We start from the raw sequence: 21,770 nt of genomic DNA, 5'->3' as shown, positions 1-21,770 counted from the left end.
CAATGATCAAGACCGTTCAGACGAAGCCCTATCAGGATCAGAAGCCGGGCACTTCAGGCCTGCGCAAGAAGGTGCCGGTCTTCGCCCAGGAAAATTACGCCGAGAACTTCATCCAGTCGATCTTCGACGCGCTTGAAGGCTTTGAAGGACAGACGCTGGTGATCGGCGGCGACGGCCGCTATTACAACCGCGAAGTCATCCAGAAGGCGATCAAAATGGCTGCCGCCGCCGGTTTCGGCAAGGTGCTGGTCGGTCAGGGCGGCATTCTCTCCACGCCGGCCGCCTCCAACATCATCCGCAAATACAAGGCCTTCGGCGGCATCGTTCTTTCCGCCAGCCATAATCCCGGCGGCCCGAACGAAGATTTCGGCATCAAATACAATATCGGCAATGGCGGCCCCGCGCCGGAAAAGATCACGGACGCGATCTATGCCCGCTCGAAGGTCATCGACAGCTACAAGATTTCCGATGCCGCCGATATCGACCTCGACAAGATCGGCAGCTTCAAGGTGGATGAGCTGACAGTCGAGGTAATAGACCCGGTCACAGACTATGCCACCCTGATGGAAGAACTTTTCGATTTCGACGCCATCCGTGCGCTCATCGCTGGCGGCTTCAGGGTCGTCATCGACTCCATGAGCGCTGTCACCGGCCCCTATGCGGTGGAAATCCTCGAAAAGCGTCTCGGCGCGCCGAAGGGCTCCGTCCGCAATGCAACGCCGCTGCCGGATTTCGGCGGCCACCATCCAGACCCGAACCTTGTCCACGCCAAGGAGCTTTATGACGACGTCATGAGCCCGCAAGGCCCCGATTTCGGCGCGGCTTCCGATGGCGATGGCGACCGCAACATGGTTGTCGGCAAGGGCATGTTCGTCACCCCATCAGACAGTCTGGCTATCATCGCCGCCAATGCGAAACTGGCGCCCGGTTATGCCACCGGCATTTCCGGCATCGCCCGCTCCATGCCGACCAGTGCGGCAGCGGACCGTGTGGCCGAAAAACTCGGCCTTGGCATGTACGAGACACCGACCGGCTGGAAATTCTTCGGCAATCTCATGGATGCCGGCAAGGTGACGATCTGCGGTGAAGAAAGCTTCGGCACCGGCTCCAACCATGTGCGCGAGAAGGACGGCCTGTGGGCCGTGCTCTACTGGCTCAACATCGTCGCCGCGCGCAAGGAAAGTGTGAAGGACATCGTCACCAAGCACTGGGCCGAATATGGCCGCAACTATTATTCCCGCCATGACTATGAGGAAGTGGATTCGGATGCCGCGAACACGCTGGTCGCCACCCTGCGCGAAAAACTCGCCACACTTCCCGGCACCAGCTATGGCAATCTGAAGGTCGCGGCGGCGGATGATTTTGCCTATCACGATCCGGTCGATCAGTCGGTCAGCAAGAACCAGGGCATCCGCATCCTGTTCGAAGGCGGTTCGCGCATCGTGCTTCGCCTCTCCGGCACGGGTACTGCGGGCGCCACGCTTCGCCTCTATGTCGAGCGTTACGAGCCGGATGCGGCCCGCCACGGTATCGAAACGCAGGAGGCGCTTGCCGACCTGATTTCCGTTGCCGATACCATCGCCGGCATCAAGGCCCATACCGGCCGCAACGCACCGAGCGTTATTACGTAAGGGCTTGCCGCCCGCTCATGAGGGACGCACTGAAAGCGTCCCTCACTCGGCCTTGCCTCCCTGCTCCATTCTGGAAGAGAAACACCATTTCCCGGAGAGACCGACCATGCAGACACCTTCCGTTTTCCCCAAAGGCGCAATCCAGACGGAAAACGGAACGGAATTCACGGTCTACTCCCGGCACGCCTCGCAGATCGATCTCTGCCTTTTCGATACGAAGGGCGAAAAAGAAACGGCGCGTTTGCCGATGGCGCGCGGTGGAGATGACGTTCACCGGTTGACCGTCTCCGACGCGGGCCCCGGCACGCGATACGGCTTTCGCACTCACGGCATTTACGCCCCTGAACACGGCCTCTGGTTCGATCCTGCGAAACTGCTGCTCGACCCCTATGCCACGGAGATCGACCGCCCCTTCCGGCACGACCCCGCGCTTTACGCCTTTGGTGCGGAAACCGGCGCGATCATGCCGAAAGCGATCCTTTCGCAATATGAGCCGGTCAGGCGTCAACCGCCGCTTTTTGCCGAAGGCGGGCTGATTTACGAACTCGCCGTCAAATCCTTCACCCGGCTGCATCCTGAAGTGCCGGAAGAGATCAGGGGCACTGTTGCCGCACTTGCGCATCCCGCCATTGTCGCGCACCTGAAAAAAATCGGCGTCGATGCGGTGGAGTTGATGCCGATCACCGCATGGATCGATGAGCGCCACCTGCCGCCGCTCGGCCTTTCCAATGCCTGGGGTTATAATCCCGTCGGTTTCATGGCACTCGATCCGCGCCTCTGCCCTGGCGGCGTGCGGGAATTGCGCGACACGATTGCGGCACTGCATGCGCAAGGCATCGGCGTCGTTCTCGACCTGGTCTTCAACCATACCGGTGAAAGCGATATCGAAGGCTCGATCCTGTCGCTGCGGGGTCTCGATAATCTCACCGCCTTCCGCCACCCGCCGGGAAAGCCGGGCGTGCTGGTCAACGATACCGGCACCGGCAACACGGTTGCCTGCGACCACCCCTATATTCGCCAGCTCATCATCGATTCGCTGCGGCATTTCGTTCTCAATGCCGGCGTGGATGGCTTCCGTTTCGATCTTGCGCCCGTGCTCGGGAGGACGGCCGCGGGTTTCGACATGGCGAGCGAGACGCTGGCCGCGATGCATTCGGACCCGGTGCTTTACGACCGCCTGCTGATCGCCGAACCCTGGGATATCGGCCCCGGCGGTTATCAACTCGGCAATTTTCCAGAAAGTTTCCTGGAATGGAACGACCGCGCCCGCGATGACATGCGCCGTTTCTGGCGTGGAGATGCTGGCACGACGGGGGCGCTGGCCAATGCCCTGTCCGGCTCCTCGCCGATCTTTTCCCGCCATGGCCGCCTGAAAAGCCGCAGCGTCAATTTCCTTGCCGCCCATGATGGTTTCACCCTGTTCGATCTCGTCAGCCACGAACACAAGCACAATGAAAAAAACGGCGAGAACAATCGCGACGGGCATAACGACAACCATTCCTGGAACAATGGTTTCGAGGGATTGACCGACGATCCCGCCATTGTCGCCGCTCGCCTTGCGGATGTAAAAGCGCTGCTTTCCACGCTTTTTGTCAGCCGCGGCACCCTGATGTTGACGGCGGGTGACGAGGGCGGCCGCAGTCAGCAGGGCAACAACAACGCCTATTGCCAGGACAATGACATCAACTGGGTCGACTGGTCATCGCTTGTCCCTGAGTTGATTGACCATACGGCGTTTCTCGCCGCCCTGCGCAAACGTTTCGGTGTGTTTTCTGAGAGCGGCTTCTTCTCCGGCAGGGGCGATGTGACCTGGCTTGCGCCGGGTGGCGAACCGATGACGGTTGCGGACTGGGAAAGACCGGATGGGCAGGCCTTCGCCATGCTGCTTTCCACCCCGGACCGGGAGACCGGTGAAAACGCCAAACTCGCCATTCTCATCAACCGCAGCCGAGACATCGTTCCCTTCACCCTGCCGAGCGACGGCTGGCGCGCCATCGGCACGGATTTCGGCAACCCCGCATTCCTGCCGGCCCGTTCCGTCGTGTTTTATCTGCACGGTTGATCCATTCGCACCACGAGCCGTATAAGTCGCCCTAAAACAATGCGGACGAGGTAACATGACAAAAGAAATTGCGCTGGCCGACATGAAGGACCGCGTCGGCACGGAAATGGGCGTTTCCGACTGGATCACCGTCGACCAGACGATGATAAACGCCTTCGGGAAAGCGACACTGGATGAACAGTTCATCCATATGGACCCTGAGCGCGCCCGTGCTGAAAGCCCTTTTGGCGGCACCATCGCCCATGGTTTCCTGACGCTGTCGCTGCTTTCGGCGCTGAATTACGATGCCCTGCCCCGTATTCGCGAACAGACCATGGGCATCAATTACGGCTTCGATACCGTCCGTTTCGTGACGCCGGTCAAAAGCGGTGCGCGGGTGCGCGGCCGTTTCACGCTGGCGGAAGCGCGTTTTCGCGGTGCGGCCATGCTGATGACGACTTATGACGTGACGGTGGAAATCGAAAACGAAAAAAAGCCGGCGCTTACCGCCCGCTGGACCACCATCAGCCAGTTCAACCCGGAGGACAGGCCGCAAGACGCCTGAAACCACCGCAACGGAGAGACGGCATGCATGACGAAGCCGTAAGGAATGCCTTTCTTTCGCAGGCAAGAGCCTGCGACAGCCTCGGCTCGCCCTTTACCGCACGGCTCTGCCGTGCCATGGCAGCAAGGCTCGACAGGCAAACCGAGATAGGCGAGCGCATTTTATCCTGGCCCGGTGATGTCGGCCCCTCGGGCGATTCCGTTCCCCTGCGGCTGGCGGGCGCCCTGCATGCGCTCGCCATCGAGGAAAAGATCGCGCCGCTTGCCGATATTGCGCCGGAAGACGAAGAAGCGCTCTGGCAGGCCTGCGCCAGCGCCCTTCGTTTTCATTCGCCCTTCATCCTCGCAAGGTTGAAATCACCGCCGCAGACCAACGAGGTTCGCCGTTCCGCCGTTCTGCTGCCGGGCTTTCTTTCGATTGCGGCACTGACCGGCAAGCCGCTGGTGCTTTCCGAAGTTGGAGCCAGCGCCGGGCTTAACCTGCAATTCGACCGATACCGCTATCGTTTCGGTGACTTTGCATGGGGCGAACAATCCGATGTCTTCCTGTCTCCGGAATGGCGCGGCAACACCCCGCCGGATGGCCGGATCGAGGTTATCGAGCGCGCCGGCTGCGATCTCAACCCGCTCGACCCGTCATCCGCCGAAGATCGCCTGCGGCTGATGTCCTATGTCTGGGCCGATCAGACAGACAGGCTGGAGCGAACCGCCGCCGCCCTGCGGAAAGCCGTGGAACATGGTCTGCATGTCGAGAAGGCGGACGCGGTCGACTGGCTGAAACGCCGCCTTGCCAGGCAATATCCGGGTGCTGCCCATGTCGTCTATCACTCAGTCGCCTGGCAATATCTGCCCGATGCGTTGAAGGAGGCCGGCGAGGCTGTAATTAGCGAAGCTGGAACCCGCGCTACGCCGGATGCCCCGCTTGCCCGGCTGCAAATGGAGGCAGACGCGACGCCGGACAGCGCCGCCATTACCCTTCAGATCTGGCCGACCGGCGAGAAGCAGGAAATCGGCCGGGCCGATTTCCATGGGCGATGGGTGAAATGGCGAGGCTGGATGGCGGGTTAAACCGCCACGTCCTCGGCCGCCTCCTGCAACAGCCCGCCGACATATTCGGCAAAGGAACGCCAGCATTCCACCCGGAACGTATCGTCCGCCGTGCGCAGCAGCACCACTTCCGCCTTACCGAAAACCGTGCGTGAGCAGGCGCCCACCGGGAACCGTGCCGGAGACAGGTCCTGCGGGCAGCCGGCATTGAGTGCTGCTTCCGCGCCTGGGCCGGAGACGATGACGGCCGTGTTGCGGTGGGAAACATCGGTTGCGGAAAACAGCCCGGAGACGCCGGCAAGCGCAGCCATCAGGTCGCTTTCACCCTGATCGATCACCAGCCATTCATCCGGGCCAAGCCATAGAGCCGAGCGCAGACCCGACGTGACGGAGCCTTTCGGGCTGGTGGGCAGAGCAAGGCCGAGTGCCTCCGAGAGCGCCGGTACGGCACTTTCCCGCGCCCGCAGCGACAGCCGCGAGGCGGAGGCGGCGGTTTTCAGCGAAACGAAAGGCGAGCCGCCGTGAAAATCCTCAAGCACGGATCTGCGTTTTGCGTGCAGCATGTCAGCCATTGAGACGGACTCCTTCCTTGTCGAGGAAGACCATGTCGGTCACTTCGACGGCAATGGTTTTATCGGCAAGCGGAATATAAAGCGTTTCGCCCATGCGCGCCCTGCCATCCGCCACCAGCGCAAAGGCGATGGAGTGGCCGAGATTTTCCGACCAGTAGGCCGAAGTGACATGGCCGAGCATGGTCATCGGCTTCGGCTGGTTCGGATCGGCAACGATCTGTCCGCCTTCGTCAGGCACGGTCAGTCGGTCTTTCGTCTTCAGACCGACGAGCTGCTTGCGGCCGGTGCGCGTCAGGTCAATGCGTTTCAGGCCGCGAATGCCGACGAAATCCGTCTTCTTCTTGGAAACGGCCCAGGCAAGCCCGGCATCGTCAGGGGTCACCGTACCGTCCGTGTCCTGACCGACGATGATATAACCCTTTTCCGCACGCAGGATATGCATGGTCTCGGTGCCGTAAAGGCAGCCGCCCACGGCTTCCGCCCTTTCGCGGATCGCCGACCAGACAGCTGCGCCATAATCGGCGGGCACATTGATTTCGAAACCGAGTTCGCCGGTGAAGGAGACGCGGAAAAGCCGCGTCGGCACGCCGCAGAATTTGCCCTCGGCCACCGCCATATGCGGGAAGGCTTCGGGCGACAGGTCGATGCCCTCGACGAAGGGCGCGATAACCTCGCGCGCCTTCGGCCCCTGCACGGCAATCACGGCCCACTGTTCGGTGGCCGACGTGAGCCAGACATCGAGATTCGGAAATTCGGTCTGGATGTAGTCTTCCATGTGCTGGAGAACGCGCGGCGCACCGCCCGTCGTCGTCGTGACATGGAAACGGTCCTCGGCCAGACGCCCGACTACGCCGTCATCGTAAACGAAGCCGTCTTCGCGCGTCATAATACCATAACGGCACCGGCCGGGTTTCAGCGTATCCCAAGCATTGGTGTAGATGAGGTTCAGGAATTTCGCCGCATCCGGGCCGACCACCTCGATCTTGCCGAGTGTGGAGGCATCGAACACGCCCACGCTTGTCCGCACCGTCTTGCATTCGCGGTTGATCGCCTCATGCATGTCCTCACCCGCACGCGGGAAGAACCACGCGCGTTTCCAGTTGCCGACATCTTCGAACACCGCACCCGCCGCCAGCTCTTCCTCGTGCATCGGCGTCTTGCGGGTGGGGTCAAACAGCGCGCCGCGCGAATGGTTGATGAGCGTGCCGAAGGTGACCGGCGTATAGGGCTGGCGGAAGGTGGTGAGACCGACCTTGGGCAAATCCCGGCCGAGCGCTTCCGATGCGATGGCGAGGCCATGCATGTTCGACATCTTGCCCTGATCGGACGCCATGCCATTGGTGGTGAAGCGCTTGATGTGTTCGACGGAATGCATGCCCTCGCGCACGGCAAGGCGGATATCCTTGGCGCAGACATCGTGCTGGAAATCGATGAAGGCCTTGACGCCGGTGCCCTCACCCGCGCCTTCGGCCGCACCGATCATTCCGCCCGTCCATGCCCGGGCATTTTCGCCGGAGAATTCCACCGAACCGCCCCCAGCAGCTGCCGCTTCGGCAATGATCGCGGAAAGGTCGTCCGTGCCGTTGCAGGCGCCGATGGAGACGCAGTTCTGCACATGGATATCAGGCAGGAAACGCTGATTAGCCGCGTCAAACTTCAGCTTGCCGCGCGATTGCGAGAAGAGATGCACCGACGGTGTCCAGCCGGCGGAAACGACAAGCGCATCGATGGCGATCTTGCGCTTGTTGGAGCCGCCATTGCGGCCAACGGTCATGGAAGAGACGCGCAGGCGGCCGGCGGTGTTGTAGACGCTGTGGCCCGCCAGCACCTCGATGCCGAGCGCCCGGGCCTCGTCCAGCAGACGCTGGTCCGGATTTTCGCGGCAATCGACGATGGCGGCGATCTTCACGCCCGCCTTCTTCAGGTCGAAGGCCGTCTCATAGGCCGAATCATGCGCAGTGTAGACGCCGACATTGTGACCGACGGCGACGCCGTACTGGTTGAGATAGGTGCGGGCCGCCGAAGCCAGCATGATGCCGGGGCGGTCATTATTGGCGAAAACCATGTGGCGCTCGATCGCGCCTGCCGCGAGCACGACCTTCTTGGCGCGCACCTGCCACAGCCGCTCACGCGGCTGGTGTCTGGCGGGCGTGGCGAGATGATCGGTGACGCGCTGCGCCAGCGCCACGAAATTGTGGTTGTAGTAACCGAAGGCCGTCGTGCGGGTCAGAACCCGGACGTTGGGCATGGATTCCAGTTCGGCAAGAACCTTCTGCGCCCACTCGTAGCCGGGCAGGCCGTCGATCACCGCACCGGTGTCGAAGCGTAGCGCGCCGCCGACTTCAGCATTTTCATCCACCAGAATGACGCTGGCACCGGTTTTTGCCGCGGCAAGCGCCGCCGTCAGGCCGGCGACGCCGGCGCCGGCCACCAGCACGTCGCAATGGGCATAACGGCCGGAATAATGATCCGCATCCGGCTCGCTCGGCGCTTTTCCGAGACCAGCGGCGCGGCGGATCAGCGGTTCGTAAATCTTATGCCAGGCGGCCTTCGGCCACATGAAGGTCTTATAATAAAAGCCCGCTGCGAACATCGGCGAGAGAAGATCGTTGACGGCGCTCAGATCGAAGGAGAGCGACGGGAAACGGTTCTGCGAGGCGATGATCGCGCCGTCGAAGACTTCCTGCACCGTGGCGCGCACGTTGGGTTGCTTGCGCAGGCTGTCGCGGGAGACGTCGATCAGCGCATTCGGTTCCTCCGGCCCGGCGGACAGGAAACCACGCGGGCGGTGATATTTGAACGAGCGGCCGATCAGATGCACGCCATTGGCCAGCAACGCCGACGCAACGGTATCGCCTTCCAACGCCGGATAGATCTTGCCGTCGAAGGTGAAACGGGCGGTTCTGGCCGGGGTCAGCCGGCCGGCACCCTTTATACGATAATCGCCGCTCATTGCCCGGCTCCCTTTTCTGCGGAAAGGACCGTCTCAGTATCCGGTTTCGGTTCACCCGCCCTGTAGGTCATCAAGAACTTGTCGCTGACTGAATCGCGGGCGGCGTTGAAGAAGCGGCCGCAGCCGTGAATGTGACGCCAGCGCTCGAAAACAAGGCCCTTGTCATTGTCGCGAATGAAGAAATATTCCGCGAAGGCCTCATCGGAGATATCGGCAATGTTTGTCGGACGCGCGATATGGGCTTCGCCCGACCAGCGGAATTCCAGTTCGGAACGGTCTTCCCCGCAATAGGGGCAATGGATCAGAAGCATCGTCGCTCCACCTAGAGAGAGTTTTCCGGAAGTATGGTTCCGGCGGGTTGGTCACACAGCCGCTTTCCCATGGCTACGAAAGGGGAAAGCCGCTTTAAAAGCTGCTCGAAACTATCGAAGGGACGCAGCGCCGAGGCCCGGCCCATATTGACGATGGCGACCGCCATCATGTCGGTATCGATCGCGAAAGGGTAATCCTGCTCGCCATCCTCCTTCTCGCCGACAAAATAAACCATCTTGTTTGCAAGACTGGGAGCACAGAGAAGCAGGCCTTTTTCCGCCGCGAACGGCCAGTCTTTCTCGCCCTGCATCTTCGCAATCTTCTGACTGCGAAAATCCCTGGCCTCGGGAATGACGCTGCCGGCGGGCACGGCCGCAACCGCGCCTGAAATGTTGATCGCAAGCATGGCCGCCGCCAGCATCAATGCGCCACCGCGGCAGCGGCAGCCTCATCGATCAGGCGGCCGGTACGAAACCGGTCGAGCGTCAGCCCGGCAGCCAGGCGATGCGGTTCACCGCGGGCGATGAGATGCGCGAAGAGATTGGCCGAACCCGGCGTCGCCTTGAAGCCACCCGTGCCCCAACCGCAATTGACGAAGAGGTTTTGCACCGGCGTCACGCTCTGGATGGCGGAGCGGTCGGGTGTGTTGTCGGTGATGCCGCCCCATTGGCGCATCATCTTCACACGGCGGAAAATCGGGAAGAGTTCGCAGATGGCGTCGAGCGTATGGGTGATGATCTGCAAACCGCCGGTCTGCGAATAGGAATTATACTGGTCGGTGCCGGCACCAATCACCAGCTCGCCCTTGTCGGACTGCGAAATATAGGCGTGCACCGTGTTGGACATGACCACGCAGGGGAAGATCGGCTTCAGCGGCTCCGACACCAGTGCCTGTAACGGATTGGAATGCAGGGGAACGCGGACGTCAGCCATTTTCATGATGACGGAGGAGTGGCCGGCGGCGGAAACCCCGATTTTTTTCGCGCCGATGAAACCGCGATTGGTCTCCACACCCGTCACCGCTCCGTCCGGCCCACGGCGAATACCCGTGACCTCGCAGTTCTGGATGATGTGCACGCCGCGGTCGGAGGCCGCACGGGCATAACCCCAGGCCACCGCATCGTGGCGAGCCGTGCCGCCGCGGCGCTGGAGCGCTGCGCCATTGATCGGATACCGCGCATTGCCTGAGATATCGAGCGGCGGGCAATAGGCTTTCGCCTGCTCCGGCGTCAGCCATTCATTGTCGATGCCATAAAGACGGTTGGCATTGATATGGCGGCTGAAGGACTGCCGGTCGTGAATATTGTGCGACAGCATCATCACGCCGCGCGCCGAATACATGACGTTGTAATTGAGATCCTGGCTCAGGCCTTCCCACAGTTTCAGGGAATGCTCGTAAATATCCATGCTCTCTTCATAGAGATAGTTGGAGCGGATGATGGTGGTGTTGCGGCCGGTATTGCCGCCGCCAAGCCAGCCTTTTTCCAAAACTGCGACATTGGTAATGCCGTGTTCCTTGGCAAGGTAATAGGCCGCTCCGAGACCATGTCCGCCACCACCGATGATGATGACATCATAGTCCTTGCGCGGTTCGGGCGAGGCCCATTGCGCATCCCACCCTTTGTGACCCCTGAGCGCCTCACGCGCCACGGCAAAAACGGAATATTTGCGCATTCGCAATCTGCTCCTCAAGAACCAGCCAGAGGCCGTAAAGATAGTCCCGGCCCATATCATACACATGGCAAATCGGGAGGGGAGGCAATATTCATTTTGCGACGTCGCAATGATTTTGTTTCGACATTGCGGGACGAACGCGGGACAGCCCGTATTTTGCAGGCGGATTATGCGCTACCGGCTGGACTTGGCGCAAATGATCTGTTATTGCACGTCACCAATCGCCCAGCTGGACAGCCGGACGAACCATTTTTCGTTTGCGTGCGAATGCCTTTATTCTCACAGCAAGATAACCAAACTAAAGGAACGGGTTTAACGTGCAGGTACTAGTCCGCGACAATAACGTTGATCAGGCGCTTCGCGCCCTCAAGAAAAAGATGCAGCGCGAAGGCATTTTCCGTGAAATGAAAATGCGCGATTATTACGAAAAGCCCTCCCAGAAGCGCGCCCGCGAAAAGGCTGAAGCCGTTCGCCGCGTTCGCAAGCTGGCACGCAAGCGTGCACAGCGCGAAGGTCTGGTTGCAGGCCCCCGCGCAGGCCGTTAATAGGCCGTCTTTTGGACGTTTTTGAATGCTTGTTGGGCGGGGGCGATCAATTCGCCGCCGCTTTTTGTGTTTGTGGCCGGAGAATGTTCTTGAGAACGATCGTGAGACCGGCCTGCGAGGGAACCCACACCGAATGATCGCTGTCGACGCCTGTGTTGTGAAAAACGCCGATGCCTCTGCGCGCCGGTTGCCACTGAAAAACAACAGAGGGTTCCGCGCTTCTCTGGTCGTCTGCACCATCCTTGCCGGTCTTTCCGGCTGTGCGACATCCAACCAGACGGAAGATGTGTTCCGGATCGACCGCGCCCAGGGCTCGCAGGAAAACATCGCCTCGCTCACCTCGGTCATCAACGCCAATCCGCAGGACCCTGAAGGTTACAATGTTCGCGGTTCGGCCTACGGCCGCGCCGGCGATTCGCGCCGCGCCATCGAGGATTTCAACAAGGCGCTGCAGCTGAACCCGCGCTTTTACCAGGCCTATGCCAACCGCGCGCTGGTTTACCGCAATAGCGGCCAGCAGCAACAGGCCCTTCAGGACTACAACGCTGCCCTGCAGATCAATCCGAGCTACGATGTGGCGCTCATCGGCCGTGGCAATCTTTACCGCCAGTCCGGCCGCGTGAACGAAGCCTTCAACGATTTCTCCCGCGCCATCGAGCTGGAAACAACCGACGGGCGCGCCTGGCACAATCGTGGCCTGATCTACCAGCTGCGCAACCAGCATGCCCAGGCCATCGAGGACTTCTCCAAGGCGATCTCGCTGTCATCGACGTCGCCCGAGCCCTATAATGGCCGCGGCCTTTCTTATGTCGCGCTGAACGACGATGAAAACGCCTTCGCCGATTTCAACCACGCGATTTCGCTTGATGGTAATGTGGCGGAATCCTGGGCCAACCAGGCGCTGGTCTATGAGCGCCGCGGTGAGATGGCCAAGGCTGCCAAGTCCTATGCGCATGCGGCGCGACTCGATCCTAAATACAAGCCCGCACTGGATGGCGTTGCCCGCACGCGCGGCGCCGCTAGCGCCTCCTGAGGCGTACGGAACCAACAAAAAGCCGGCTGGTTTATAACCCGCCGGCTTTTTTATTGAAGAAAAAGAACCATCAATGGCTGTCGCGGCGTGCCTCGGGCGTGGCGTCCCCCGCCCACAATTCAGCCTGCACGGCGTTTTGAAATTCCATGACCTCGCGCCGCATGGCGGCGTCCTCATAGCCAAGCGCCGTCAAACGGGCGGCCAGTTCACGGCACTCCCTGCGCCAGAAATCATTCGCCTCCACACCATGCAGCCGGTCGAGCATGGTTGCACATCGTTTTACGTCGGCAATGCGGTTCTTTGCCGGAAAGGCGATTACTTCTGAACTCGTCGTCACGCGGGCACCCTGCTCTTCGAGGAATCAATACCGACTTTTTAAAGGCGAGATGGTTAACGAAGTCTGCAGAGCGTGACAGACAACCCGCAAGGGCCGCCCGCAGCACAGTTCTGGCGCTTCCAGACGCAGGAGCCGGTGTCGTCAGGCAGGCCTGATCGGCGCGAATCGGCAGTTATGGAGGAATTTACCAATCCAGATTACCGAAATTTCATGCCGCAACCGTTAGAAGAACTATATATGTGTGTTGAAACAGCACCGGTCTCATCGTATATTTCTTGCAAAGAAAAAAAATGCCGCAGCGCAGTCAAAAATGGAGAAATCGTTCTCGGGAGGAGAGCACCATGTATGCACCTCGTGTCTTTTTCAGCATGATCGGTGCATTGCTTGCCTTTGCGGTTGGCACGTATTTCATCCACGGATCATTCTATACCGCATTCATCCAGACGCTCATCTGTGCAGTCATTCTGCAAATCGGCTATTTTATTGGAATTCTGGTTCTCGTCGCCCGAGAAAAACGGCGGATGCGGGAAACCTTTTCGCGTGATCGCAGCGCCGAGACCATGGCGGCGGAACCGGCAAAAAGCGCCCCGCCGCACGGCGCCAAACTCACCGATATGTAAGCTTTTACGCAGCTTCTTTTATTGCGCCGCAAAAAATCGCTTGCATCCATACGCCTGACACTTTCTGCTGGCCAAATCCTGACGGTTGATCAAAGCAGAAGGACACCACATGGTGAGCGGTTCACAGCCCATTTGCGTCATCATCGCTGCGAAAAACGCATCTGAAACCATCGATATCGCCATTCGCTCCGCCCTTGCGGAGCCCGAGGTCGGGGAAGTCGTGGTTATCGACGATGGCTCCACCGACACGACAAGCGACGTGGCGCATGCGGCGGATGATGGCACAGGCCGTTTGCGGGTCGTGCGGTTCGATGTGAATCGCGGTCCTTCGGCCGCGCGCAACCACGCGATTTCGATTTCATCTGCCCCGCTCATCAGCATTCTCGATGCGGACGACTTCTTCTTCAGGGGTCGCTTCACTGCCATGCTGACCGATGACGACTGGGATCTCGTAGCTGACAATATCGCTTTCATCCAGCAATCGGTTTCCGGCGCTTCCTCCATGCAGCCGGCCCGTTTCGAGCCGCAGGCGCGGTTTTTATCGCTCACGGAATTCGTCGAGGGCAATATTTCCAGGCCCGGCGTGGAGCGCGGAGAAACCGGATTTCTGAAACCGGTGATACGCCGCTCTTTTCTCGACAAACATGCGCTGCGTTATGACGAGGCTCTGAGGCTTGGCGAAGATTACGAGCTTTACGTGCGGGCGCTGGCCGCCGGCGCGCGCTACAAGGTCATCCACCATTGCGGTTACGGCGCGATCGTGCGCGGCAACTCGCTGAGCGGCCGCCATCGCACCGAAGATCTTCGCCGCTTATACGAGGCGGACAAAGCCATTCTCGCTGGTTGCCGGCTTTCGGCAGAGGAAACAGCGATCCTGCGCGAACATGAAAAACATATCCGCGCCAAATTCGAGCTTCGCCATTTTCTCGATACGAAAAAGCAGAAAGGCATGGGCGGCGCGTTAAGCCACGCCCTTGCGCGCCTCCCCGCCCTGCCCGCCATCACGCGCGGCATCTGGAGCGACAAGACTGCCCGCTTCCGCAAATCGCCACCGGTGCGTGATGTGCGTTATCTGCTGGACGGCACGCCGGTTTCGTAAGGGAAAAGGCGACCTCCGCCAATTTCTCGCCGTCATCCTCGGGCTTGCCCCGAGGATCTACTCACGTATCGTATGATCGGTCGGTTGCAGATGCTCGGGACAGGACCGAGCATGACGATAGAGACCCTAGAGGATGGCATCCTCATGCGAAGGCGGCAGAAAACTCCCTGCCGCATCCACTCTTCGCCCTCAGAGATAATCCCGCTTCACCGTTTCCAGAACGGCGGCGAAACGCTCCTTGCGCTCTTCCAGCCGGCCATCCGGGCTGAGACGCGGCTCCGCGCGGCTTGCCTGCCAGAGCGCCAGCGTGGAAGGCGCGGCCAGCACCTGCTTGGCCAATTTGCGCAATGACCGGGACTGCGTTTCCTGCGGCCGGACCAGCACGTCACCCTCATGCGCCGGACCTTCATGCACCGGAACGGAACCGGCCTCGGCAATGACGGGGCCGGGCGGCGGCGGGAAGCTCATACCCCAGAAGCGCGAGCCCTTTTTCGCCGCCTCGGCGCGGGTCGAAACCGGCACATAGCGCGGCTGATAGTCGACACCGACGCTGCCGGCCCAATCGCTCCATTTGAAGCTGTTGATCGACGGCGAGGTGCTGACCGCGACCCACGGCACGCGGAAGGCATCGGCAAGGATTGCACCATGCATGGATTCAGCCACGATGAATTCCGACTGGGCAATGGCGCGGATGACCGCTTTCGCCTCGCCGCGCGGGTCGAGATAGGTGAGGCCTGCCGGCTCGCAGACCGTTTCCCACATGCCGAATTCCGCCGATTCCCAGTGCGGAACAAAGGTCTTCTTGTAGAGTTTCGGCAGGTCTTTGAAATCGGGCATCTCGGTGACCATGACGGCGGGATCGACAATGCCTTTTTCGGGCGCGAGCCCGAGCTTGGCGGCAGTTTTTTCGCCGCGCACGCAGCGAATGTCCCAGAATTCGGTGCTGGTATCCGGCACCGCGCCGTAACCATAACCGCTGCCGATCACCAGCTTGCGCTGTTTTCCCGGCAAAAGAACATCGTTCAGGACAGTGCCGACTCCGACGAGCATGACATCGTCATGCACATCGCGCAGGCCCGGAAGCAAAAAGTCCCACAGCCACAGATTGAGATCGTCACCGAAATTTCCGTGATGAGATTCCCAGTGGTAAGGTTTCATGAGGTCACTCCTGGGTGAAAAACATATAAATTCTTGCGGGCGAGAATTCGCTCATCGCGGGCGGACGATTTTTCCGGCGCCGAGTTCGAAAGCAGCACGCAGCAGTGCCGGATCACGCATCGCCCACTTCAACAACAGTCCGAATTCGGGCGCCTTTCGCCGTTTCAAGTTGCCCGCCTGGCTCCACAGCGCCTGTTTGCGCGCCGTGTTTTTATAGGACGCAATGGAGGCGACATCGTCCGGCCGGCGTGAAAAACGCCCCTCCAGCGTATCGAGCGCCACCCAGGTATTGAACTGCTGGCGCAGGAATTCCGGCGAGGTATTGTCGATGCTGTGGAAGATATTGACGCCCATTCCGCGCATCGCACCGGCATCGTCACAGAGCAGCGTCCGCTTCGATGCGAGGATGGAATCGCAGAAAAACAGCACGTCTTCCGCCGCCAGTCTGAGCGCCGGATCGAAGCGGATTTTCTCAAAAAGAGGACGGCCAATCACCATGCAGGAGAGATGCAGGAAGCTCCAGTTGCGCAGCATCACACTTGCCAGATCCGGCAGTTCGATCACCAGCGGTTTCTCGGAAAGCCGTGCCGCGCCCTCATTTTTCTCCAACTCGGAAATGGCAAAATGATAATAAAATTCGTCACTTGCCTGCATCGATGCCCAGTAGCAATCGCCGTCGTAAGTCTCTAGTGCGAAGGCCGCATTCTGCAGATGATCTGGCGTCCAGATATCGTCGGAATCGAGAAAGGCAACGTAGTCGGTGCCGCCAGGCACATGGTCGAGACCGGTGTTACGCGCGCCGCCCGGGCCGGCATTGGCCTGCTTAATGACAAGAATCCGGTCTTTCTCACCCTGCGAAAGTTCCGCAAGTTCCTGATCGATCGGGTATGGCGATTCGTCATCGACGATGACAAGATCGAAGTCCTGGTAGGTCTGCGCAAAAACCGATGCGAGTGCACGTCCCAAGACCCCGTGCTGCTTTTGGTAGTAGGGAATGACGACAGTAAACCTTGCCATTGTTTCGCCCCTTGCGTTGATCAAGAAGTGTCGGGCCCGATCCTAAAAGCGGCCCCGATGGTATCGGCAACTCCCAACCGGCTTCCTCCCGCCGGCCTCCAGAAACAGGATGCTTGTATGCCCCCAGCGCCAAATGTAAAGACCATCACCACGAATGTCGGCTGGAGCGTTTTATCAAAAACAGGGACATTCGGGCTTAAATTTGTCACGGTCCCAATTCTCGCTCGTCTCCTCACGCCGGAGGAATTCGGGGTGGTGGCGGTAGGACTTACGGTTGTACAGTTCCTGACCATGATCGCCGGGGCGGGCCTGACGTCCGCCCTTATCGTCGAGAAGGAAGAGGATATGGAAACGATCCATACCGTCTTCTGGGCCAATCTCGCCATCTCCTGCACCATGGCCGCCGTCCTCTACATCTTCGCGGAATTTTTCGGCGAACTGCTGGGTGCGGTGGAAAGCGCCTATCTGCTGCGCATCATGGCATTTCTCATCCCGCTGCAGCTTGCCGGTGATGTCGCCTATTCGCTGCTGGCGCGACGGATGAATTTCAGCAAGGACGCGCTGTGGAGCATGGCATCGGAAAGCATCGCGGCCATTGTCGCGGTCGCACTTGCTTTCATGGGTTTCGGCGTCTGGGCGCTGATCATCCAGCTTTTTGCCGCAGCCCTCATCCGGCTTGTCGGGCTTTATGCCGTTTCCCGCTATTGCCCGCGCTTCGTCATGAAACCGCGCCGACTGGTGCCGCTTCTCGGCTTCAGTTCGGGGCTGATGGGCTCGGAAATCGCCAATTTCGTTACTTTCCAGTCACCGATGGTGGTCATTGCCCGGCATCTTGGGCTGGCGGATGCCGGCGCCTATTCCGCCTCCAACCGCTTTGCCAGCATTCCCAACCAGGTGGTTCTGTCGGCTGTCATGGGTGTCCTGTTTCCCGCCTTCAGCCGCATGATGGACGATCCGCAGCGCCGGCGCGATGCGCTGATGTTCAGTACGCAGGTGCTGACCGTGCTTTTGGCACCGATGATGTTCGGCCTCTGGGCCGTGGCGGAGCCGGCCATGCTTGTCATCTTCGGGCAGAACTGGGCCTATGCCTGGCCCGTTCTCGGCCTGCTCGCCCTGTCGAAGGCCATTCTGACGCCGTGCAGCACCTTCATCCCGTATTTGAAGGGAGCAGGTTACGGCCGCGTGCTGTTCTGGTCGGCGACGATCCGCGCCATCGTCACCACCGTCGCGGTCTGGCTTGCCGCGCTTTATGGCACCCTGATCGACGCGATGGTTTGGCTCTGCATCGTCAATGCGGTAACGCTGGTCGCCTATTCCTGGGCGGTGTTCAAGGCAAGCGATACACCCTTCTTCCGCGGCCTTTATGTCAGCAGCCGGCCGATGATCGCGGCGCTGATCATGGCCGGTGCGGTGCGTTATCTGCTTCACGTTCTGGCTGAGCGCGTTCCCAATGCCACGCTTCAGGTTCTCATCGGCGCTGCCGTGGGTGGCGTCATCTATGCGGTGCTGATCCTGCTGACTGAACGGGCGCTGCTCGGGAAAATTCTCGAAATGGTCAAATCGCGGCGCGTGCAGAGCGATGCAACCCAAGGTTAGTTCAATCACAGAAAAACGCGCCTCATTTCCGCCGTTAACCGGCCTTTTCCGCGGTGATTTCCCTCACCGCGGCAGGGGCGTATGGCGGTTCTTTTTGCAGCGCAATATCACGACAAATGACAATTTCACACGCTAGGGCGATTTTTAACGATAGCCATTTTTATAAAAATGACAATAATTTCAAATGTTTGAATTTTTAAAGCGACAGGAATGACTGGAACGCCAGACATTCACCCGCAAAATCTAAGCTTGTGTTTTTCCCGCGTCGCCACATTTTATCCCAAAGTCGAAACCAGACTTTCCAGTGCGGGCTTAAGTTCGCTCTGGTTGCAACGCGGCGTGGGTGGACGCCGCCCAATAGGGGTGACTGATGTGACTGTCGATCAGAACCTATCCTCCCGTATCAATTTGATGCGCATATTGCTGATTTCAGGGATCGTGTTCGTGCATGTGCCGCACGATGCCCAAACCAGCCCTTTTCTCGGCCTTTACGGCTTCTTCGATTGGCTGCGCGTTTTCCTTGGCGATGCGCTCTTCCGTATCGGCGTGCCCTGCCTCAGCGCCATCTCCGGTTACCTGCTGTTTCGCCGCGGCATGAGTGAATTCAATTATCCGGCAACAATCCGCTCCAAATCGAAGACCGTGCTTTTGCCCTTCCTTCTGTGGAATGGCGCGCTGTTTGCCGCCGTATTGCTGATCCAGCTCTTCGATGTCGGCGTGGGGTATTTCCCCGATCTGTGGAATGCCAGCCCGCGCGAAATCCTCAGCCATGGTACGGCACTCGAAGAACTGCCGGTTAACGTGCCGCTTTATTTTCTGCGCGACCTTTTTGTCTGCATTCTGCTGTCGCCGGTGCTCGCATTTCTGATGCGCCGCTTCGCGCTGCCGACGCTCGCAATCCTGTTGATCATCACGGCCATGCCGGACCTGACGATCTTCATCGTGCAAAAGAAGTCGATCCTCTTCAGCTTTTCGCTCGGCATTGCGCTTGCGCTGCACCGGGTCGATGTCAAGGCGCTTGATCCCTACGCCCTGCCGATCATGGTGCTAACCTTCACGGCATCCGCCATTCTTGCTACGGGTCTTTATTTCACCGGCCCGGAATTCACCTTCTGGCTTAACATGTCGCGCAATCTGCTCGCGGTCTTCGGCGCGCTTGGTTTCTGGGTGTCTTCATCGATCCTGATCCGCAGCAGGCTTGGCCAGCGGCTTGCCGAGACCGGCAGCCTCAGCTTCTGGATATTCTGCGCCCACTACCCGCTGCTGGTCATCATGTGGATGGTCTGGAACAAGGGCGGGCCGGACTTTTATCCCGCCTTCTATATCAGCGCGACATTGTCCGCCTTCGTCATCCTGATCATCAGCAACGCGCAGACACGCAAATATCTGCCCACCGTCTATTCCGTGCTCACCGGGAGCCGCAGCGGCAAACGCAAGACGGCAACTGCTTCCCCGACCAAACGGGCCTCCATAATCGGCCCGCCCACATCCGAAACGCTTTATTCGCAACGACAGAGGTGAACCAATGACAACATTTGTCACCCGCGTTCAGACACGCATTCTTCTTGCCGCAGCCCTTTCGGCCACGGCTTTCGCAACACCGATGCAGGCGCAGGAAGGCAACGGCGCGTCCTTCACCGAGAATTTCGACCAGATGGACAGAAGCTTCTGGTACGTTTCAGACGGCTGGAACAACGGCGCGCATCAAAACTGCACCTGGTCGAAAAAATTGGCGACGGTGGAAAACGGCCAGCTCACACTCGGTTTCGAAGAAGCCAAGGCTGGGGACCGCAAATTCGCTTGCGGCGAAATCCAGACCAAGGGCCGTTATCGTTACGGCACCTATGAAGCGCGCATGAAGGCCGCCACCGGCTCCGGACTGAACTCCGCCTTCTTCACCTACATTGGCCCGACCGACAAGAAACCGCACGACGAAATCGACTTTGAGGTTCTCGGCAAAAATACCGGCCAGGTACAGCTCAACCAATATATCTCCGCCAAGGGCGGCAATGAGAAGCTGGTGCCGGTGGAAGGTGGAGCCGATGCCGGTTTCAACGACTATGCCTTAGTCTGGGAACCACAGCGCCTGCGTTATTACGTCAACGGCAAGCTCGTTCATGAAGTCACGGACGCAACGAAAATCCCGCAAAACGCCCAGAAGATTTTCTTCAGCCTGTGGGGCACCGATACGCTGAAGGACTGGATGGGCAAGTTTGCTTATGCCGGGCCGTCGCAGATGGTCGTTGACCGCTTCTCATTCACTGCCCTCGGCGACAAGTGCCAGTTCCCGGAAAGCATCGCCTGCGCTCTGAACTGACCGGATTTTTTGAACCAAAACCTGTGCTGCGACGTCTTTGACGCGCGAACCAACCGGAACCCTGCATGACCCATATTCTCTATCTCGCGCATGATCTGTCGGACCCCGCCATTCGCCGGCGGGTGCTGACCTTGCTCGCGGGCGGGGCGCAGGTCACGCTGGCAGGTTTCCGGCGCGGGCGGAACCAGCTGGCGGAAATCGAGGGCGTCGTGCCCGTCGTGCTTGGGGAGACTGCCGACGGGCAGTTTCTGCAGCGCATGGCGGCTGTGGCAAAAGCCAGCCTTTCTCTTGGAAAGCTCCTGAGCGGCATCCCGACACCCGACATCATTCTTGCCAGGAACCTCGAAATGCTGGCTCTGGCAAAGCGGGCCATGTCGATCTTTGGCGGCCAGCCAGCACTGGTTTACGAATGTCTCGATATTCACCGCCTGCTTCTCAACGAAGGCAGGCCCGGACAGCTGCTGAATGCTGCGCAACGTTATTTCGCACGCGACGCCAAACTGCTGGTCACGAGTTCTCCGGCATTCGTGGAGCATTATTTCAAACCTGTGTCGGGCCTCGACCTTCCCGTCCTTTTGCAGGAAAACAAGGTGCTGGCGCTCGACAGCACCGTTGCCGCCGCGCCGCAACCCCACCCCCCCAAGCCCGGCGAACCATGGAAAATCGGCTGGTTCGGGGCGCTTCGCTGCCGTAGGTCGCTGGAAATCCTCGCTGAGTTTGCCCGCCGCATGGAAGGCCGGGTCGAAATCATCCTGCGTGGCCGGCCGGCCTATTCGGAGTTTACCAATTTCGATGGCTTCGTGGCCGCTGCCCCGCATTTGCACTTCCACGGACCTTACAAAAACCCCGAGGATCTAGCCGCGATCTACAACGAGGTGCAGTTCACCTGGGCGATCGACTTTTTCGAAGAAGGCCAGAATTCCAGCTGGCTGCTGCCCAATCGGCTTTATGAAGGCGGCCTTTATGGCACCCTGCCGATTGCGCTTTCCGGCACGGAAACCGCCCGATTCATCGAAAAACGCGATATCGGCTTTGTCTTGGCAAATGCAAGCCCGGACGACCTCGCCGCACTGTTCGGCCAAATGACGCCGCAAACCTATGCGAACGCCTTCGACACCCTCTCGGCAATCGACAGGAAACAATGGCTGACGGACCGCGACGATTGCCGTCGGCTGGTCCAGCACTTGTCCTCGCTCACCACATCCGCTTCCGGCCATGCCCGTGAAGCGCAGTTTTCAACCGTGTAGTGCGTAG

The 21,770-nt window shown here is 59.7% G+C and carries 20 protein-coding genes; 12 read left to right on the top strand and 8 right to left on the bottom strand.

Annotated features, from left to right (window positions below; all coding sequences use genetic code 11):
• Positions 1–2: 2 nt before the first annotated feature.
• The 4 genes from PL597_RS11430 to PL597_RS11415 all read left to right on the top strand — a co-directional run bounded on the left by PL597_RS11430 (position 3) and on the right by PL597_RS11415 (position 5,304).
• Positions 3–1,631, top strand: a complete 1,629-nt coding sequence (locus PL597_RS11430) for an alpha-D-glucose phosphate-specific phosphoglucomutase (RefSeq protein ID WP_191218044.1) — start codon at positions 3–5, stop codon at positions 1,629–1,631.
• Positions 1,632–1,737: 106 nt separating this feature from the next.
• Positions 1,738–3,693, top strand: coding sequence for a glycogen debranching protein GlgX (gene glgX / locus PL597_RS11425; protein ID WP_191218043.1), 1,956 nt, complete (start codon positions 1,738–1,740; stop codon positions 3,691–3,693).
• A 55-nt stretch (positions 3,694–3,748) separates the two neighbouring features.
• Positions 3,749–4,237 carry a MaoC family dehydratase gene (locus PL597_RS11420; RefSeq protein WP_191218042.1) on the top strand — a complete coding sequence of 163 codons (489 nt, stop codon included), beginning with the start codon at positions 3,749–3,751 and terminating at the stop codon, positions 4,235–4,237.
• A gap of 23 nt (positions 4,238–4,260) precedes the next feature.
• Positions 4,261–5,304, top strand: a complete 1,044-nt coding sequence (locus PL597_RS11415; protein ID WP_191218041.1) for a DUF2332 domain-containing protein — start codon at positions 4,261–4,263, stop codon at positions 5,302–5,304.
• Here the strand turns inward: PL597_RS11415 and PL597_RS11410 are convergent.
• The 5 genes from PL597_RS11410 to PL597_RS11390 are packed head-to-tail and all read right to left on the bottom strand — an operon-like array spanning position 5,301 to position 10,794.
• On the bottom strand, positions 5,301–5,855 hold the full coding sequence (locus tag PL597_RS11410; RefSeq protein WP_173991367.1) for a sarcosine oxidase subunit gamma: 555 nt from the start codon (positions 5,853–5,855) through the stop codon (positions 5,301–5,303). The genes PL597_RS11415 and PL597_RS11410 overlap by 4 nt on opposite strands.
• On the bottom strand, positions 5,848–8,808 hold the full coding sequence (locus PL597_RS11405; protein ID WP_191218040.1) for a sarcosine oxidase subunit alpha: 2,961 nt from the start codon (positions 8,806–8,808) through the stop codon (positions 5,848–5,850). The genes PL597_RS11410 and PL597_RS11405 overlap by 8 nt, the downstream gene beginning before the upstream one ends.
• Positions 8,805–9,119, bottom strand: coding sequence for a sarcosine oxidase subunit delta (locus PL597_RS11400; protein ID WP_137412503.1), 315 nt, complete (start codon positions 9,117–9,119; stop codon positions 8,805–8,807). Before PL597_RS11400 ends, PL597_RS11405 begins: the two co-directional genes overlap by 4 nt.
• Positions 9,120–9,130: 11 nt before the next feature.
• Positions 9,131–9,541 (bottom strand): hypothetical protein, encoded by a 411-nt coding sequence (locus PL597_RS11395; protein ID WP_191218039.1) that lies wholly within the window; start codon positions 9,539–9,541, stop codon positions 9,131–9,133.
• Complete coding sequence (locus tag PL597_RS11390; protein ID WP_059756984.1) at positions 9,541–10,794, bottom strand: sarcosine oxidase subunit beta family protein; 1,254 nt, start codon at positions 10,792–10,794, stop codon at positions 9,541–9,543. Before PL597_RS11390 ends, PL597_RS11395 begins: the two co-directional genes overlap by 1 nt.
• A 317-nt stretch (positions 10,795–11,111) precedes the next feature.
• Between PL597_RS11390 and rpsU the strand changes: the two genes are divergently transcribed.
• Together rpsU and PL597_RS11380 are read left to right on the top strand one after the other, a co-directional pair.
• Positions 11,112–11,339, top strand: coding sequence for a 30S ribosomal protein S21 (gene rpsU, locus PL597_RS11385; protein ID WP_003508541.1), 228 nt, complete (start codon positions 11,112–11,114; stop codon positions 11,337–11,339).
• 133 nt (positions 11,340–11,472) lie between these two features.
• The gene (locus tag PL597_RS11380; RefSeq protein ID WP_077984786.1) at positions 11,473–12,372 is read left to right on the top strand and encodes a tetratricopeptide repeat protein; all 900 of its coding nucleotides are present in this window, start codon (positions 11,473–11,475) and stop codon (positions 12,370–12,372) included.
• 70 nt (positions 12,373–12,442) lie between these two features.
• On the opposite strand, the gene PL597_RS11375 is transcribed toward PL597_RS11380, so the two are convergent.
• Positions 12,443–12,709 (bottom strand): DUF6074 family protein, encoded by a 267-nt coding sequence (locus PL597_RS11375; RefSeq protein WP_077984785.1) that lies wholly within the window; start codon positions 12,707–12,709, stop codon positions 12,443–12,445.
• 341 nt (positions 12,710–13,050) lie between these two features.
• Between PL597_RS11375 and PL597_RS11370 the strand changes: the two genes are divergently transcribed.
• Together PL597_RS11370 and PL597_RS11365 are read left to right on the top strand one after the other, a co-directional pair.
• Positions 13,051–13,329: an exopolysaccharide production repressor protein gene (locus PL597_RS11370; RefSeq protein ID WP_077984784.1), complete on the top strand. Its 279-nt coding sequence runs from the start codon at positions 13,051–13,053 to the stop codon at positions 13,327–13,329.
• A gap of 109 nt (positions 13,330–13,438) precedes the next feature.
• Positions 13,439–14,428 carry a glycosyltransferase family 2 protein gene (locus tag PL597_RS11365; protein ID WP_077984783.1) on the top strand — a complete coding sequence of 330 codons (990 nt, stop codon included), beginning with the start codon at positions 13,439–13,441 and terminating at the stop codon, positions 14,426–14,428.
• Between the two features lie 189 nt (positions 14,429–14,617).
• Here the strand turns inward: PL597_RS11365 and PL597_RS11360 are convergent, their stop codons facing one another.
• Together PL597_RS11360 and PL597_RS11355 are read right to left on the bottom strand one after the other, a co-directional pair.
• Positions 14,618–15,586 carry a polysaccharide pyruvyl transferase family protein gene (locus tag PL597_RS11360; protein WP_191218037.1) on the bottom strand — a complete coding sequence of 323 codons (969 nt, stop codon included), beginning with the start codon at positions 15,584–15,586 and terminating at the stop codon, positions 14,618–14,620.
• Between the two features lie 51 nt (positions 15,587–15,637).
• Positions 15,638–16,603 (bottom strand): glycosyltransferase family 2 protein, encoded by a 966-nt coding sequence (locus PL597_RS11355; RefSeq protein ID WP_077984781.1) that lies wholly within the window; start codon positions 16,601–16,603, stop codon positions 15,638–15,640.
• A gap of 117 nt (positions 16,604–16,720) precedes the next feature.
• Between PL597_RS11355 and PL597_RS11350 the strand changes: the two genes are divergently transcribed.
• The 4 genes from PL597_RS11350 (at position 16,721) to PL597_RS11335 (ending at position 21,763) form a co-directional block, all read left to right on the top strand.
• A complete protein-coding gene (locus PL597_RS11350; RefSeq protein WP_191218036.1) occupies positions 16,721–18,199 on the top strand; it encodes a lipopolysaccharide biosynthesis protein in 1,479 nt (492 codons plus the stop codon).
• A gap of 372 nt (positions 18,200–18,571) precedes the next feature.
• Entirely contained in the window at positions 18,572–19,720 is a 1,149-nt protein-coding gene (locus PL597_RS11345; protein WP_271365209.1) for an acyltransferase family protein, read from the top strand.
• Positions 19,721–19,724: 4 nt separating this feature from the next.
• Positions 19,725–20,516, top strand: coding sequence for a glycoside hydrolase family 16 protein (locus PL597_RS11340; RefSeq protein WP_271365208.1), 792 nt, complete (start codon positions 19,725–19,727; stop codon positions 20,514–20,516).
• Positions 20,517–20,581: 65 nt separating this feature from the next.
• Entirely contained in the window at positions 20,582–21,763 is a 1,182-nt protein-coding gene (locus PL597_RS11335; protein ID WP_191218035.1) for a glycosyl transferase family 1, read from the top strand.
• Positions 21,764–21,770 lie beyond the last annotated feature (7 nt).

The sequence above is a fragment of the Agrobacterium sp. ST15.13.013 genome (genome assembly GCF_027956525.1).
GTDB lineage: Bacteria > Pseudomonadota > Alphaproteobacteria > Rhizobiales > Rhizobiaceae > Agrobacterium > Agrobacterium salinitolerans.
The sequence above is the reverse complement of the archived record's forward strand: the minus strand, read 5'-3'. Positions and strand labels throughout refer to the sequence as shown.

Coding starts and splice junctions, on each gene's coding strand:
- PL597_RS11430 (WP_191218044.1), top strand. CDS start 3: ATGATCAAGACCGTTCAGACGAAGCCCTATCAGGATCAGAAGCCGGGC.
- glgX (WP_191218043.1), top strand. CDS start 1,738: ATGCAGACACCTTCCGTTTTCCCCAAAGGCGCAATCCAGACGGAAAAC.
- PL597_RS11420 (WP_191218042.1), top strand. CDS start 3,749: ATGACAAAAGAAATTGCGCTGGCCGACATGAAGGACCGCGTCGGCACG.
- PL597_RS11415 (WP_191218041.1), top strand. CDS start 4,261: ATGCATGACGAAGCCGTAAGGAATGCCTTTCTTTCGCAGGCAAGAGCC.
- PL597_RS11410 (WP_173991367.1), bottom strand. CDS start 5,855: ATGGCTGACATGCTGCACGCAAAACGCAGATCCGTGCTTGAGGATTTT.
- PL597_RS11405 (WP_191218040.1), bottom strand. CDS start 8,808: ATGAGCGGCGATTATCGTATAAAGGGTGCCGGCCGGCTGACCCCGGCC.
- PL597_RS11400 (WP_137412503.1), bottom strand. CDS start 9,119: ATGCTTCTGATCCATTGCCCCTATTGCGGGGAAGACCGTTCCGAACTG.
- PL597_RS11395 (WP_191218039.1), bottom strand. CDS start 9,541: ATGCTGGCGGCGGCCATGCTTGCGATCAACATTTCAGGCGCGGTTGCG.
- PL597_RS11390 (WP_059756984.1), bottom strand. CDS start 10,794: ATGCGCAAATATTCCGTTTTTGCCGTGGCGCGTGAGGCGCTCAGGGGT.
- PL597_RS11380 (WP_077984786.1), top strand. CDS start 11,473: ATGATCGCTGTCGACGCCTGTGTTGTGAAAAACGCCGATGCCTCTGCG.
- PL597_RS11370 (WP_077984784.1), top strand. CDS start 13,051: ATGTATGCACCTCGTGTCTTTTTCAGCATGATCGGTGCATTGCTTGCC.
- PL597_RS11365 (WP_077984783.1), top strand. CDS start 13,439: ATGGTGAGCGGTTCACAGCCCATTTGCGTCATCATCGCTGCGAAAAAC.
- PL597_RS11360 (WP_191218037.1), bottom strand. CDS start 15,586: ATGAAACCTTACCACTGGGAATCTCATCACGGAAATTTCGGTGACGAT.
- PL597_RS11355 (WP_077984781.1), bottom strand. CDS start 16,603: ATGGCAAGGTTTACTGTCGTCATTCCCTACTACCAAAAGCAGCACGGG.
- PL597_RS11350 (WP_191218036.1), top strand. CDS start 16,721: ATGCCCCCAGCGCCAAATGTAAAGACCATCACCACGAATGTCGGCTGG.
- PL597_RS11340 (WP_271365208.1), top strand. CDS start 19,725: ATGACAACATTTGTCACCCGCGTTCAGACACGCATTCTTCTTGCCGCA.
- PL597_RS11335 (WP_191218035.1), top strand. CDS start 20,582: ATGACCCATATTCTCTATCTCGCGCATGATCTGTCGGACCCCGCCATT.